A 14,645-nucleotide genomic window follows, 5' to 3' on the forward strand; every position below is an offset into this window, starting at 1 on the left:
AGTTTGATTCATTTGCCTAATGCATTTACCCTTATTCTCGGATAAAGAGTGCGAAATTTTGTCAAAATTTCGCACAAAAGGAAGGCAACTGCTTTAAATATTTCCGATGCGGTTGCTCAGATCGCTTCGTTACTGTAGTTTTTGTTTGAGCGCGTTTACTTGCTGCGCGGTTAGACCAACCGTTTTGGTCAGGTAGTTTTCCGTAACGGATTTTAAGTTGGCATCGGTAATAGCCTTGCCGCCGTTCATCTTTACGAACATATCGGTGATAATCTTCGCAATTACCGGATATCGCGCATCGGTTTTCTTGACGTTAAAGTAATTCATGTATGAGAGCATATAGTCGTCAGCAACCTGCTGCACGGTGGCGCCCATCAATGCCTCTAGTACGGCGGCAACCATACCCGCGCGGTCTTTTCCTTCGTTGCAATGAACATAGAACGGTCCCTCGTGCTGTCCCATAAAGATCAACCCGTCTTTCAGTTTCGCGATAAATGCAGGATCGTTAAAATCAATTCCCATATTAAGGGTGATAACCTGTCCGTCTTTTACCAGCTGCTGATAGTAAGGCGCTGCAGCAAGGTGCGGTTCCATGCTTTCGGCGCTGTCTGCAAGATTGATAACGGTTATAATTTTTGCTTCTTCAACGAGCTTTGCCGCATACGGGGCGCGGGCATCGCCGAGTACCGGATTGCATCCTCTGTACAGCCGATTGGACGCAATAGAACCCGCTTGAACGGCGCGGAAGTTTGCGAATATTGCATCGGAAGCATAATCCTCACGTTTTTCCGATTTAACCAAGTGGCGCATTTCATATTCCTGTAAATAGGCGCCTTTCTTGGGAAGAGACAGTGTTACCGGAGTTCCCTCGACTGCACCGGTTTTGCCGCTACAGTTATCATAGCTCATCGCGATAGCGGTAAATCCGTGTGACATTCTAATCAGATAATCCCCTCTATTAACGTCGCTATAGGTTGCAACAAAGGGAGCTGTTACGGTTTTGTCTCCCAGCTTTGCGAGCAACACATCGCCGAGTTCATACCCTTTTTCTTTTAAAGCCGCTTCGGTAATGTCCGTTGTAAGGTTACCGTACTTGTCAACCGATGAAACGGTTCCCTGCAGCGGCTCATATACCGGCTCCTGCATACGTGCGCTGTCCGTAGTAGCGCATGACATCAGCACGGAAAGGCTGAACAATAATGCAATCGATAGACGCATAAAACGTTTGTGAATCATAAAACCTCCAAAAATTGAAGCCTCACGCAGAAAAAGTGCAAACTTCTTTCTTAATAATATACTATAAGTATATATGCTAATGGGGCGATAAACAAGACTTTTGAAAATAACCGACGCCTCTGCACCGCCTTTTTTCAAAAGATATAGTCTTCGTTCTAGCGAATGTAATCTCCCCATCTAAGCTGCCTGCTCTTTTACTGAAAAACACACGGGAACCTCTAAAAAACTGATTCGCAATCCGCTTTTGCGGATATGATAAATCACTTCCTTACAGAACAAGCCGATAGGTTTGAGGTTTTTAGAGATTCCCATATAAAATGTTAAAAAAATTTTGCAAAAAGGCTAAAGTTTTCAGCTTATACCACCGATAAAAGAAATGGAGATATTCTATTTTCCTGAAAAGCACGGATGCTTTTCAGTACCACATTTCATGGAGGAAATGCTATGGTTATCAACCACAACATGAGTGCAATGTTTGCACAGCGTACATTGGGCGTTACCGGTGTACGTATCGGTAAGGACATCGAAAAATTGTCCAGCGGTATGCGCATCAATCGCGCAGGTGATGATGCTTCCGGTCTCGCAGTTTCCGAAAAAATGCGCGCTCAAATCCGCGGCTTAAATCAAGCTTCGACAAACGCATCGAACGGAATCAGCTTTATTCAAGTTGCCGAAGCGTATTTGCAGGAGACGACTGACATTATGCAGCGTATCCGCGAGCTGGCGGTGCAGGCATCAAACGGCATTTACAGCGCGGAAGACCGGATGCAAATTCAGGTCGAAGTTTCCCAGCTTGTTGCCGAAGTTGACCGCATTGCAAGTTCCGCTCAATTTAACGGTATGAATATGCTGACCGGACGCTTCGCACGGGAAGGCGGCGAAAACGCTGTAACAGCATCAATGTGGTTCCACATTGGCGCCAACATGGATCAGCGCATCCGCGTGTACATCGGTACTATGACGGCTCATGCCCTCGGCGTGCGTGATCTGAGCGATAACCGCACGATGACGATCGAAACCGCAGAAGAAGCCAATCACAGCATCGGTACAATCGATGAGGCATTGAAGAAAATCAACAAGCAGCGGGCAGACCTCGGCGCATACCAGAACAGACTGGAAATGACTGTTGTTGGAATCGATATTGCCGCAGAAAACCTACAGGCATCCGAATCACGTATCCGTGATGCCGATATGGCCAAGCAGATGGTTGAGTATACGAGAAATCAGATACTCACACAGTCCGGCACGGCAATGTTGGCGCAGGCGAATTCAAATACCCAGCTTGTACTCTCATTATTACGGTAATTTCTTGCGTAACTCTCTTGTCTTTTTTTCGGCAAGAGGGTATACTTACCACTGTAATAACGAGAACCGGCGGGATGTCTCCGGTATCCCGTTAACATGATCTTTGAAAAATACCCTTAAGAAGCCCTGTATAACAGTATTATTGGTCTTCGGTTAGTACATCGAAAGCCAATAATACTGTGTAAAAAACAGAAAGGAAAGGCGCAACCAATTTCCGTAATGTTTTTATACAGTGACCATTTCCGGCATGGATGCCGGGAGCAGACTTCAAGGAGGGTTATATGATTATTAACCACAACATGAGCGCTATGTATTCACAGCGCAACACAGGTATCGTCGAGACCAGCATCGTAAAAGACATAGAAAAGCTTTCCAGCGGTATGCGCATTAACCGCGCAGGCGATGATGCTTCCGGACTTGCAGTTTCCGAAAAAATGAGAAGCCAGATCCGCGGTTTAAATCAAGCAGGTCAGAACATACAGAACGGTGTTTCCTTTATCCAAGCAACAGAAGGATATTTAGCTGAAACCACCGATATCATGCAGCGCTTACGCGAGTTGGCAGTTCAGGCCGCTAACGGTATTTACTCTGCAGAAGATCGTATGCAAATTCAGGTTGAAGTTTCTCAACTTGTGGATGAAGTAGACCGCATTGCAAGCCATGCCCAATTCAACGGTATGAACTTGCTTACCGGACGCTTTGCAAGAGATGCAGCTGACAATCAATTGCAGTTGCATGTCGGTGCGAACATGGATCAGTCTGAAAAGCTCTTCGTCGGCACAATGACTGCTACCGCTCTCGGTCTTATCGGTGGTATGCAGGGTGGTGAAGGCGATATGATCACCATCTCTTCTGTAGAAGGTGCTAATATGGCCATCGGTACTATCGACAATGCATTGAAGCAGATCAACAAGCAGAGAGCAGACCTCGGTGCATACCAGAACCGTTTCGAACTTGCATACAATGGCGTTGCAATTGCTGCTGAAAACCTGCAGGCTGCTGAATCACGCATCCGCGATGCTGATATGGCAAAACAGATCGTTGAGTACACCAAGAATCAAATCTTGATGCAGTCAGGTACCGCAATGCTTGCACAGGCGAACACACAACCCCAGTCGGTTATCCGCCTCCTTCAATAGCGCTCAAAAAAAATCGGGGAAATAACGCAAACCTAAATCAACAGTGAGGGTTTGACTAAAAGAGGTTTCTGGATGTTATCTCTTTTTCCACGACTTAAAAGGAAGAAGAAGCCGCGCCCTTCTTCTTCCTTTTTTTATCTAAAAATATGTAAATCACGTAACTCATTTGATTCCATAAAGATTATTGGTATTACAGCCGACAATGATAGTAGATAAGTTTTATCCGGCTTAACGGTAAAGGGGTTAGAGTGTCCGATATGAATATTCCCGGCATAGGAGCCGGTAAATATGATAATCTCATTGAAACGCTGATGAAAAAAGAGCGTGCCCCGCGCGATTCAGCTGCTGAAGATTTAAAAAAATATGAACGGCAAAATACTATTTGGCGAAAAATAAACCAGTTCTCTACCGAAATCCGCGAAAAGACACGGGAACTCTATTCATTTAACAATCCCTTTGTAGAAAAAACCGTTACCTCTTCCAATGAACGAGCGGTAACGGCAACCGCTTCACGGGATGCCCGCGAACAGACTTTTAAAATCTCCATCAATCAAATTGCCCAAGCGGATTCTTTTTTATCACAAGAAGTATCAAAAGACTTTCAAGTTCCGAAAGGGCTCTACACCTTTACTGTCGGCGAAAAAAAATTTTCGGTGAATTGGCAAGGCGGAAAATACCGAAGTTTTATCGATGCCGTTAATAAAAAAGGAAAAGATATTCTCAGAATTTCGGAAATAAAGACTTCGCCCAGTGCCGTTTCGTTGCTTTTTGAATCCCAGCTAACGGGGGAAGCCAATAAGCTGGAGTTTTCCGATGATGCCTTATCCTTTGCGCTCGAAAACGGTCTGATAAAAAAGAACGACCGTCCTGCAGTGGATGCCGAAAAAACAGAGGCTGCAATTCCTGCACAGACAACAGAACGCATTATGTTTTCCAAACCGGTGCGCGGCTCACAGCAGTATGTATTGGAATATACCGTATCCTTGCAAAACAATACCGATGCAGATGCTTCGCCTTCCGCGCAAGGAGAAGTATCCGCCCCCAGCGGAGAATCGATTTATGAACAAGTCGGTTCCGCATCGTATAAAGGCGTAACCGTAACCAATGCGCCGAGCGATTCAAGTATCCTGCCTGAAACTCTTGGGTTAAATCAACAAACCGCTGCCCCTGTGGAAGATTATAATGTACTATCATTAGTTTCTCCGCGTGGAACGCTTATCCCGTTGCCTGCACTAGCCGATACGGCAGAAACGCAGACCTTCAGTATCCCCTTGAGCGAATATGGTGATATTACCGGACTCACCGTACATAATAATAACACAGATAAAAGCGTATCAATAACGCAGATCAAAGTATACGATCCTAAAGCGACAGGCGAATACATACCGGTTAATCCCGTCTCGCAGGCACAGGAGGCAGCTCTTACCTTTGAAGGCATCCCTGTAAAGCGAAGCACAAATAAAATCGATGATCTTATTCCGGGAGTAACGCTCCAACTGGAGGATAAGACCGATAAACCGGAAAGTATCAGTATTAAACCGGATCCTCAACCGGCAAAGGATGCAATTATCGAATTTGTCGCAAAATACAACCGGCTTTTGGCGGAAATCAATATTGTAACGAGCAACCAGCAAGCGGTTATCGATGAAATCGAATATTTTACCGACGATGAGCGTAAAACGGCGGAAGAAAATCTCGGCGCTCTTTTCGGGGATACGACGCTGTCCGCTTTAAAAAATAATCTGCGCCAAATCGTTGCAAATGTATACCGTAAAAATGCAGACACCCCAATACGGACGTTATCGCAAATCGGCATATCGACAAAATCGGATACAAGCTCAGGCCTTAATGAAGCGCGGCTCCGCGGATATTTGGAAATCGATGAAAAAAAACTTGATGAGGCTTTACAAAATTCGATGGAAGATGTCCGTTACCTTTTCGGATATGATACCGATAATGATGTGCTTGTCGATGACGGCGTCGCGTTTCAGGTATTTAAACAGATAGATCCATATGTGCAGCGGGGCGGAATTTTTTCTACGCGAACAAACGGATTGGCAGCTCAAATTAAGACGAGCAAGGATAAAATCGCGCGGTACGATAAGGCTCTTGAAAAAAAGGAGCTGGAGCTGCGGCAAAAGTATGGGAATATGGACGGAACTTTGCGAAATTTGCAAAAGCAGTCGGATATGATCAATAATTTCAGCCGACAAAATAAAGGCGGTTCTGACAACTAGCGCTGAATAATCCGCGACATTGCCGAAACGATAATCACGTGAGGAGTATGACGATAAATGGTAATAAAAATTAACGGCGAAAAACTCTCGTATACACTTGAAAATGAAAAGACCGTTGGCGAAGTGTTAGGCAGCATTGAAGAAGCGTGTTGCCGTGAACATGAAACAATCGTACAAGTTGCAGTCGATGGAAAAGAATTGACTTCGCAAGAGCTTGATCTGCTTTTTAAACAGCCGGCTGATAGCGATATTACGATCGAGCTTTCAACATTTTCCGGAACGGAAATTCGTAATTACATGAAGAGTTTGACACAAGAACTGTCCGGCTATGCGGAAGAGTTTGAGCAGATTCCGGTGTATATGCAGACCGGAAAAGATATGCAGGTTTTAAATTTGCTTGGAACTTTTTCGGAGAAACTCAAGGAATTGTATCGATCATTACTCTTATCCGATGTAACGGAACTCCCCATCGATATACAAATTGAAGAAAAATCGGTTCATGAGTATCAGAAAGAAATAACAGCGCTATTGCATGATATCGTATCAAGTATAGAAGAAAAAGATATTATTCAAGTCGGCGATTTAGCCGAATATGAATTAGCTCCCCTTGTCAAAACTTTGATAAATGGGGTATCATCAATCCTAAATTAGACGGAGACGGAAGCAGTGCTTGTAGAGGATATTATCGATATTGAAAAAAAGAATTCTCTTATTTATTATCGGGAGGAGTTTGAGGCTACCGCCGTTTATAATATTTTAGAAAGAGAGCAAAAAGGAAAAATAAGCTTTTTAATCGAAGTCAATCCTATCGGCCAGCAACAACTCTTCGTACAGCTTATCGATAAACCGGACTACCCTATATTACCGATTCGTCTTGCATTAAAAGAAAAAATACAGCATTTAATTACTTCCTCCGCTCTGCCGCTTTAGGAAAAGAAGCCTCGAGTGGGGCGATTTCAGGGTAGAATATTATGTTTGGAGCAGCTCATGTATGAATATCACATTGAAGGCGGTTTCCCCGTAAAGGGTACCGTTAAGGCAAGCGGGAATAAAAATGCTGCGTTGCCTTGTATTGCCGCCGCCGTCCTTACCGATCAGCCTGTTACCATAAAAAATCTCCCTGAAATTGAAGACGTCTTTGTAATGTTTGAGATATTCAAATCGTTTGGGGGAACAATCTCTAAACTTGCTCAAAACGAATATACCTTGCAATTAAAAACCGTAACCGGCTATGAAGTACCGGCGCCGCTGGCACAAAAGATTCGGGCTTCTATTTTGTTTGCGGGGCCGCTGCTCGCGCGTTATGGAAAAGTTATGATGACACCGCCCGGCGGCGACGTTATCGGGCGACGTCGGTTGGATACGCACTTTTTGGCGCTAACAGAACTCGGTGCGCAGGTAAAGATAAACGGGCATTTTTTATTTACGGCAAATAAGCTCATCGGGCAGGATATTTTTTTGGATGAGGCTTCCGTAACCGCTACCGAGAATGCAGTGATGGCTGCGGTAACCGCCGAGGGTGAAACCGTTATCACCAATGCGGCAAGCGAGCCGCACATTCAAGACCTCTGCAAACTGTTGAACGCAATGGGAGCAAAGATAAGCGGTATCGGGTCTAATATTCTTAGTATTCAAGGAGTGCAGCAACTGCACGGCGCAGAATATCGCATCGGTGCGGATTATATGGAAGTCGGATCGTTTATCGGGCTTGCCGCGGTAACACACGGCTCGCTTACCATTACCGATATCAATCCGCCCGATATGCGGCCGATAAAGCTTGCGTTTAACAAGCTGGGCATCCGTTGGGAAATCGACGGCACAAGCCTTATTGTTTCCGCACAGCAGAGTTTAAAGGTAAACTGCGACCTCGGCGGTATGATTCCGAAAATCGATGACGCGCCGTGGCCGGGATTCCCCGCCGATCTTACCAGCATTATGGCGGTTATTGCCACACAGGTGGAAGGCACGGTGCTTATCCACGAAAAAATGTTTGAATCACGAATGTTCTTTGTCGATAAACTGATTGGTATGGGTGCACGTATTACGCTTTGCGACCCGCACCGCGCCGTCGTTACCGGTCCCAGTACCCTGCACGGTTCTGAACTGGTCTCTCCCGATGTACGCGCGGGAATGGCGCTTGTCATTGCCGCTTGCTGCGCCCGCGGTGAAAGCCTTATCCGCAATGTGTACCAAATCGAGCGCGGCTACGAACACCTCGTCGACCGGTTTAAAGCGCTCGGCGTACAGATCGAACGCAAGCCTATCTGCGTATAACATTGCACACAAATAACAACTGCGCTATACTTTTCCCGATTATGAAATATACACAGCTGCCTGTTTATGAACAAAAGGCACGGATTTTAGAGAGTTTGGATCGGCATCAGGTTATTGTCGTTGAAAGCCCTACCGGATCGGGTAAGACTACCCAGTTGCCGGTTATTTTACATGAGGCGGGCTATACGCAAACCGGCATGATCGGGGTTACCCAGCCGCGGCGGATTGCAGCGCTTTCGGTAAGCGAATTTATTGCACATCAACTGAAGGTTCCGCTCGGCGATGCAGTGGGCTACAAGATGCGGTTCGAAGACCATACCTCGCCGAACACAAAGATAAAGATAATGACTGACGGTATACTCTTGCAGGAGCTTAAACTTGACCCATGGCTCAGCAAGTATTCCGTTATTATGGTAGATGAAGCGCACGAGCGCAGTTTGAATATCGATTTTATACTCGGGCTGCTCAAGCGGATTTTACAGGAGCGGCAGGATTTTAAGGTGATTATCTCATCGGCGACTATCAATACCGATATGTTTTCGATGTATTTTAACGAATGTCCGGTGATTAAAATCGATGCGATGACCTATCCGGTTACCCTCATCTTTGACCCGCCTGCCATCACCGCCTCCACAGAGACGCTCGCTGCGGAAACAGCATTACTCGATAAAATTGCGGTGATTGTCGGGCGGATTTTAAGCGAGGGGCGCCCCGGAGCCATCCTCGTGTTTCTTCCCGGCGAGCGGGCGATTAAAGACTGCATCGAGCGGCTCTCGCATGAGTCATGGTTCCGCAAGCTCTACCCGCTGCCGCTGTACGGGCGCTTGAGCAAGGAAGAGCAGGAACGGGTGTTCAAGTCCCCGCCGTTCGGGAAAAAGAAGATTGTTATCGCAACGAACATTGCCGAAACCTCTATCACCATCAACGATATTGCCGCCGTTATCGACTCAGGCTTATCGAAGCTCAATTTTTATAATCCCTTTACCTACACGTCGAGCTTGGACGAAGCGCCGGTGTCGAAGGCATCGTGTAATCAGCGGCGGGGACGCGCGGGACGGACGCAGGAGGGGGTATGTTACCGCCTCTACACCCGCAAGGATTTTGAAACCCGCGTTATGTACACCACGGAGGAAATCTACCGCACTGATCTTTCGGAGGTGGTGATGCGGATGGCGGAGCTGGGGATCTACGACTTTGCGAACTTCGATTTTATTTCCCCTCCCGGCAAGAAGGGCATTATCGGTGCGGTAGATACGCTCAATATGCTTGGCGCGTTGGAACCTGATAACAGCCTGAGTAAAATCGGGCAGATGATGTGCCTCTTCCCGCTCAGCCCGCGTCAATCCCGTATGATTGTAGAGGCGGTACTCTATTATCCCGAATCGATTGAGGATGTATTGATTGCCGCGGGCTTTTTATCGGCACGCAGTCCCTTCCTCTTCCCCGACGGGCATGAGCTTGAAGCGAGAAAAGCCCATGCAGCATTCCGCGATCCGCTTGGAGACTTTGTGTCCTTCCTCAAGGTCTATCGGCAGTACATGCAAGCGGAAAACCAAAAGCGCTTTTGTGAACGCTTTTACCTCGACGAGCGGATTATGGCGGAAATTGCCAATATCAAGGAGCAGTTGGAGCTGATTGTCTCCGATATGGGCGTGCCGATTCTCTCCGGCGGAAAACCGGCGGATTATCTGACGGCGGTTGCCCGCGGTATGATTCAATTTGTGTGCGCTGCACAGGGGCGGGACGTATATCGCAGCCTTACCACCGAAAAGATTTCCATCCATCCGGGTTCCTGTATGTATAAGGAGCATCAGCCCTTTATCGTTGCGGGGGAGATTGTGCGTACGTCACGGATGTATGCTATGTCGGTTTCACCCCTTTCCAAAGACATTGTAGCTCTTGTTGCCCCTGCGCTCCTCGACAAAAAAGCAGCACAGCAAACGCGGGCAAAAGCCGGTAGCGGTAAGACTGATAGAGCCGCAAGCGGAACTGGAAAAGGCAGCGGCAAAGGCGGCAGTAAAAACGCACTGGGAGCCGGTGCGGTCGGAAAGCTCTCCGGCAGTGCAGGAAGAGGTGTGCCACACGACTCCGCAGCAGCATCGGAAAGCGCAGGCAGAAAAGGAACCGGCAGTGTCGGTACCGCAGCTGAAAAACAGCTGCAAACAGTATCCATCTGTGGCACCCCGTATATCGTACAAAAGATGAAAGGGAAAAAGCAGCTTTTACTGCCGTGGGAGCAGTTCAGGCATACGGTGGAGCAGCTGCGGGTGGAGCGGCAGCTGCAAGGATCCGGCAAGCCGAATACCGATTGGAATATGCAAGGCGATGCTTCGATGGAAGTCTCTGGCAGCATTATATATGACGGTCGGCTGGAACAACTCAAAAACCTGCGAGCAAAAATCACCTTCGGCAGCTATGAGCTACTCGCCGGAGAAAAGTTCGGCTTGGTATTAAGCATTGCCAAAGCCTTTCCGCTGCAACCTCTTGATTCGGAAACGCCTTTTCCACGCACCAAGAACTTTACGCTGCCGGATGACACCACAGCCCTGTTGGAGCAGCTGCCGCTTATCTTCCGCACGGTAGCGGCAAAGCAGAAGAGCAAGCAGCTCGGCTTTATCACCCTGTTCAACGACGGCAACGGTACTTTCTGGCTGAAAACTTCACGCGGCTTTCACACTGCATTGCACGAAAACCTTGCTTCCCTGCAGCAGCTCATCGACAGCGCCGGTGCAGGATTGGATGAAGCGCAAACAGCCGCGGTTAATAGTCTCTACAGCAAAATTGCAAAACTAATATAGGCAAAAAAACTGTATCAGTCTGATGCGATTGCTCTGTCAGGACACTATGTCAGACGGTCTTTACATCGCCGGTAAAATGTGTAATAGTTGCGGATACGAGGAGTCTCTAATGGAAAAATTTGTTTCGTGGGATGTCAGTTATGATGTGGGAGTTCCGAGCGTCGATAAACAGCACCGCCACTTAGTAGATTTAATCAATAGCTTATATAATGCCTGCCTTGGAGAAAAAGCAGAACTTGAAGAGACATTTAGAGATGTAATGAAAGAATTGGTAGACTATGTAATGATTCATTTTAAAGATGAAGAAGCAATAATGGAAGGAATCAATTATCCGGGGTTAAAAGAACACAAACAAAAACATGAGTTATTCGTTAAAGAAATTTTAAAATCAGTTAACGCCTATACAAACGGTAAACAACTCGTGCCCAACTCATTTGTCCGCTTTTTACGCGACTGGCTGTTTAATCATATCTTAATCGATGATAAAGCATGGGCACGCTATTACTTCTCACTTAAAAAATAAAACAGAAAAAGGCTGTCTTAAAAGCTGCTCACTTTTAGGACAGCCTTTCGCATATTAACAAACTGAGCGGGTAACGATACGGCTAAACCGCTTCTTTCCGGCACGGAGAATGAGTTCTCCTGTTTCATCCAAGGCGGTGGCGGTAATGACCGCCTTAAAGTCAGTAACCGATTCACCTGCAACAAGCGCCCCGCCCTGCTCTATTAAACGGCGGGCATCGCTCTTGGTGGCGCATAAACCGCTTTGCACATATAAATCGACAATCGAAATCCCCTGCTCAAAAACGGTACGGTTCATTTCTACGGTCGGCATTGCGCTTTTATCGCCGCCGCCGCCGAATGCAGCTTTAGCACCGGCAAGCGCCATATCTGCTTCATCTTTCCCGTGTATCTCTTTGGTAACTTCCCATGCAAGCCGCTCTTTCGCCTCATTGATATTGCCGGCGCAGATACGGTCAATCTCTTCAATCGGCAAAAAGGTAAACAGCAGCATAAAACGGCGCACGTCGGCGTCGTCAACATTTCGCCAATACTGGAAAAAGTCGAACACGGGGGTCATCTCTTTGTTTAGGAAGAGTGCGCCTTTTTCGCTCTTTCCCATTTTTTTACCGTCGCTGCGGGTAATGAGGGGGAAAGTCAGCCCGAACACCTCATCACCGGTCTTGCGGCGAACTAAATCGACCCCTGCAACGATATTGCCCCACTGATCGTCTCCCCCTATTTGCAGACAGCAGTGATGTTTTTGATGCAGCATTAAAAAGTCGTAACTTTGTAACAGCTGATAGTTAAATTCGAGGAAAGACAAACCCGTTTCCATCCGTATTTTATATGCCTCAAACGAAAGCATCTTGTTGACCGAAAAACAGGAACCGATGTCTCTCAGAAAATCGATATAGTTTAAATCAGCCAGCCAGTTTTTATTATTTTCGGGAAAGGCGGTTTTCCCGTCAAAACCGATAAAGCGGTCGAGCTGTGCTTTTATCTTTTCAACATTTTCATCAAGCTGCTGATAATCCAGCATTTTGCGCATCTCAGTCTTCCCCGAAGGGTCGCCGATGCGTCCCGTACCGCCGCCGAGCAGCGCAATACCGATATGCCCCGCATCACGTAAATGCCGAACTGCAAATTGAGGTACGAGGTGCCCGATATGCAAACTGCCGCCGGTTGGGTCGGTACCGGTGTAAAACGTAACCGGTCCTTTATCCATTAACGCGGATAGCGCTTCCACATCAGTGCATTGCTGAAAAAATCCACGGTCTATTAACGTCTGTAAAGCTCTATTCATAACCGGATAATACCCTTTTTTATAAATAAATGCAACTTTTGACCACAGGACTGCGCGGTACAAAAGCCGATTTTCGATTCTGAAAATGCTCAACGTATGATTTCGATAATTCACATCATAAATCCACAATTAAAAATTATCTAAGCGTTTCTCCATCTGCTTTGCAAACCTCACTCGTCCTATTCACTAAAATCGTTAAATGAGGTATCATTTTAGCCGTTTTATGAAAAAAAGGGGGAAGCCGTTATGGATATTCAATCGGTATTAAAAAATCTGCACCCGCTTGAAATCAAGGTATTAAAGAACTTTAAGATAGGCGAAGGATTATATGCGAAAAAACTGCAAGAGGTTTTGCAGTATAAAGAAGGTCATGCAAATCAGGCATTTTCGTGGCTCAAGCTCAAGGAATTGGTAAAAGAAAAAACGAGAAAGACAACCGTTGTCTACGAATTGACGGAGCTGGGCAAAGACTATGCACAAAACGGATTGCCTGCCGAGCGGATTATCTTGTTGTTGAAGGAAGCAGGACCACTCAAGCTGCCTGAAATTGCGCAGAAGCTCGGTTTACAGAATAAGGATGTCGGCTCTTCCTTCGGGGAGCTTTCTAAAACGGGCTGTGCCGCGATGAATGATGAAAAAAAAGCGGTATATATAAAAGAACCTGACGATAAAAACTTTCTATTGAAAAAAGCGCTGCTGAAACGTGCAGCAGAGGCTGCCGACTGCCGTCTGCCTGAGGACTCTTTAACGGAGGACGAAAAAAACTGCATTGCCGATATAGCGAAAAAACGCGGCGCTGCGGATGCCGCATTCAAGATTATTGAACGGGACGAGATTGTCTACGCCTTTACGGATATGGTTGCCGCAGTGCAGAAGGCATTGAATGCGGCAGGTATTACCGGCGACGAAACGGGACAGCTGACGTCTGAAAGTCTCAAGACCGGCGCATGGAAAACGCAAACCTTCCGTAGCTACAATATCCAGCTGCCTCCCGCCCGCGTTATCCCCGGCAGGACAAACCCCTACGTTGATTTTTTGGAGAGTGTCAAAGATAAGCTCACCTCCCTCGGCTTCGAGGAATTTGACGGGCCACTCGTCGAAACGGATTTCTGGAACTCCGATGCGCTCTTTATGCCGCAGTTCCACGCCGCCCGCGACATTCACGATGTGTATTACCTAAAAAATCCCACGCACGCCAAAGCTATCGAGGAACCCTTCCTTTCCCGTGTTGCGGAAATTCACGAAACGGGCGGGGACAGCGGCAGCCGCGGCTGGAACTATCACTTTGACCGCGATTTTACCCGACAGCTGTTACTCCGCAGTCAAGGCACGGTATTGTCCGCTCATCAGCTGGCAAAGGCAAAAATCCCGGGCAAATACTTCGGTATTGCGCGCTGCTTCCGCTACGATAAGGTAGACGCAACGCACCTTTCCGACTTTTACCAAACAGAAGGTATCGTCCTCGGCGAACAGGTCAACCTGCGAACGCTGCTCGGTATCCTTAAAATGTTTGCCGTCGAAATTGCCGGCGCCACCGAAGTGAAGTATGTCGGCGGGTACTTTCCCTTTACGGAACCTTCTATAGAAGTACATATCAAACATCCGATACTCGGCTGGTTTGAACTGGGCGGTTCCGGCATCTTCCGCCCCGAAGTTACCAAGGCAATGGGGATCGACGTTCCTGTTCTGGCATGGGGTATCGGCATTGACCGTATGGCGCTGATGGCATTGGGGCTCAACGATTTACGCGAGTTGTTCAGCACCGATATCGAAGGCGTCCGGCTCCGCAGATAGACTGCTGTATCAGTAAGCAACTGCTGGATACTCAAGGGCACAGGCATTCAGGTAC

General features: G+C 47.1%; 11 protein-coding genes. 9 read left to right on the top strand and 2 right to left on the bottom strand.

Features of this window, described 5'->3' with window-relative positions; genetic code table 11:
• Nucleotides 1–129: 129 nt before the first annotated feature.
• Nucleotides 130–1,236, bottom strand: coding sequence for a tyrosine-protein phosphatase (locus HGH47_RS05615; protein WP_432910899.1), 1,107 nt, complete (start codon nt 1,234–1,236; stop codon nt 130–132).
• Between the two features lie 444 nt (nt 1,237–1,680).
• Between HGH47_RS05615 and HGH47_RS05620 the strand changes: the two genes are divergently transcribed.
• The 8 genes from HGH47_RS05620 to HGH47_RS05655 all read left to right on the top strand — a co-directional run bounded on the left by HGH47_RS05620 (nt 1,681) and on the right by HGH47_RS05655 (nt 11,512).
• Nucleotides 1,681–2,541 (top strand): flagellin, encoded by an 861-nt coding sequence (locus HGH47_RS05620; protein ID WP_212566116.1) that lies wholly within the window; start codon nt 1,681–1,683, stop codon nt 2,539–2,541.
• Between the two features lie 281 nt (nt 2,542–2,822).
• Nucleotides 2,823–3,680, top strand: coding sequence for a flagellin (locus HGH47_RS05625; RefSeq protein WP_212566115.1), 858 nt, complete (start codon nt 2,823–2,825; stop codon nt 3,678–3,680).
• A 257-nt stretch (nt 3,681–3,937) separates the two neighbouring features.
• On the top strand, nt 3,938–5,917 hold the full coding sequence (gene fliD, locus HGH47_RS05630; protein ID WP_212566114.1) for a flagellar filament capping protein FliD: 1,980 nt from the start codon (nt 3,938–3,940) through the stop codon (nt 5,915–5,917).
• Nucleotides 5,918–5,974: 57 nt separating this feature from the next.
• On the top strand, nt 5,975–6,568 hold the full coding sequence (locus tag HGH47_RS05635; RefSeq protein WP_212566113.1) for a hypothetical protein: 594 nt from the start codon (nt 5,975–5,977) through the stop codon (nt 6,566–6,568).
• Nucleotides 6,569–6,583: 15 nt separating this feature from the next.
• Nucleotides 6,584–6,847 (top strand): hypothetical protein, encoded by a 264-nt coding sequence (locus HGH47_RS05640; protein ID WP_212566112.1) that lies wholly within the window; start codon nt 6,584–6,586, stop codon nt 6,845–6,847.
• 57 nt (nt 6,848–6,904) lie between these two features.
• On the top strand, nt 6,905–8,191 hold the full coding sequence (gene murA / locus HGH47_RS05645; RefSeq protein WP_253676282.1) for a UDP-N-acetylglucosamine 1-carboxyvinyltransferase: 1,287 nt from the start codon (nt 6,905–6,907) through the stop codon (nt 8,189–8,191).
• Between the two features lie 41 nt (nt 8,192–8,232).
• Nucleotides 8,233–10,989 carry a helicase-related protein gene (locus tag HGH47_RS05650; RefSeq protein ID WP_212566111.1) on the top strand — a complete coding sequence of 919 codons (2,757 nt, stop codon included), beginning with the start codon at nt 8,233–8,235 and terminating at the stop codon, nt 10,987–10,989.
• 109 nt (nt 10,990–11,098) lie between these two features.
• Nucleotides 11,099–11,512 carry a bacteriohemerythrin gene (locus tag HGH47_RS05655; RefSeq protein WP_212566110.1) on the top strand — a complete coding sequence of 138 codons (414 nt, stop codon included), beginning with the start codon at nt 11,099–11,101 and terminating at the stop codon, nt 11,510–11,512.
• Between the two features lie 54 nt (nt 11,513–11,566).
• Here the strand turns inward: HGH47_RS05655 and tyrS are convergent, their stop codons facing one another.
• On the bottom strand, nt 11,567–12,796 hold the full coding sequence (gene tyrS, locus HGH47_RS05660; protein WP_212566530.1) for a tyrosine--tRNA ligase: 1,230 nt from the start codon (nt 12,794–12,796) through the stop codon (nt 11,567–11,569).
• 246 nt (nt 12,797–13,042) lie between these two features.
• On the opposite strand from tyrS, the gene HGH47_RS05665 reads away from it, so the two are divergent.
• Entirely contained in the window at nt 13,043–14,590 is a 1,548-nt protein-coding gene (locus tag HGH47_RS05665) for a phenylalanine--tRNA ligase subunit alpha (RefSeq protein ID WP_212566109.1), read from the top strand.
• The last annotated feature ends 55 nt before the right edge of the window (nt 14,591–14,645 follow it).

Source organism: Treponema sp. OMZ 805, assembly GCF_050937395.1.
In the GTDB taxonomy this organism is placed as follows: Bacteria; Spirochaetota; Spirochaetia; order Treponematales; family Treponemataceae; genus Treponema.

Coding starts and splice junctions, on each gene's coding strand:
- HGH47_RS05665 (WP_212566109.1), top strand. CDS start 13,043: ATGGATATTCAATCGGTATTAAAAAATCTGCACCCGCTTGAAATCAAG.
- HGH47_RS05635 (WP_212566113.1), top strand. CDS start 5,975: ATGGTAATAAAAATTAACGGCGAAAAACTCTCGTATACACTTGAAAAT.
- HGH47_RS05615 (WP_432910899.1), bottom strand. CDS start 1,236: ATGATTCACAAACGTTTTATGCGTCTATCGATTGCATTATTGTTCAGC.
- HGH47_RS05620 (WP_212566116.1), top strand. CDS start 1,681: ATGGTTATCAACCACAACATGAGTGCAATGTTTGCACAGCGTACATTG.
- murA (WP_253676282.1), top strand. CDS start 6,905: ATGTATGAATATCACATTGAAGGCGGTTTCCCCGTAAAGGGTACCGTT.
- fliD (WP_212566114.1), top strand. CDS start 3,938: ATGAATATTCCCGGCATAGGAGCCGGTAAATATGATAATCTCATTGAA.
- HGH47_RS05650 (WP_212566111.1), top strand. CDS start 8,233: ATGAAATATACACAGCTGCCTGTTTATGAACAAAAGGCACGGATTTTA.
- HGH47_RS05625 (WP_212566115.1), top strand. CDS start 2,823: ATGATTATTAACCACAACATGAGCGCTATGTATTCACAGCGCAACACA.
- tyrS (WP_212566530.1), bottom strand. CDS start 12,796: ATGAATAGAGCTTTACAGACGTTAATAGACCGTGGATTTTTTCAGCAA.
- HGH47_RS05655 (WP_212566110.1), top strand. CDS start 11,099: ATGGAAAAATTTGTTTCGTGGGATGTCAGTTATGATGTGGGAGTTCCG.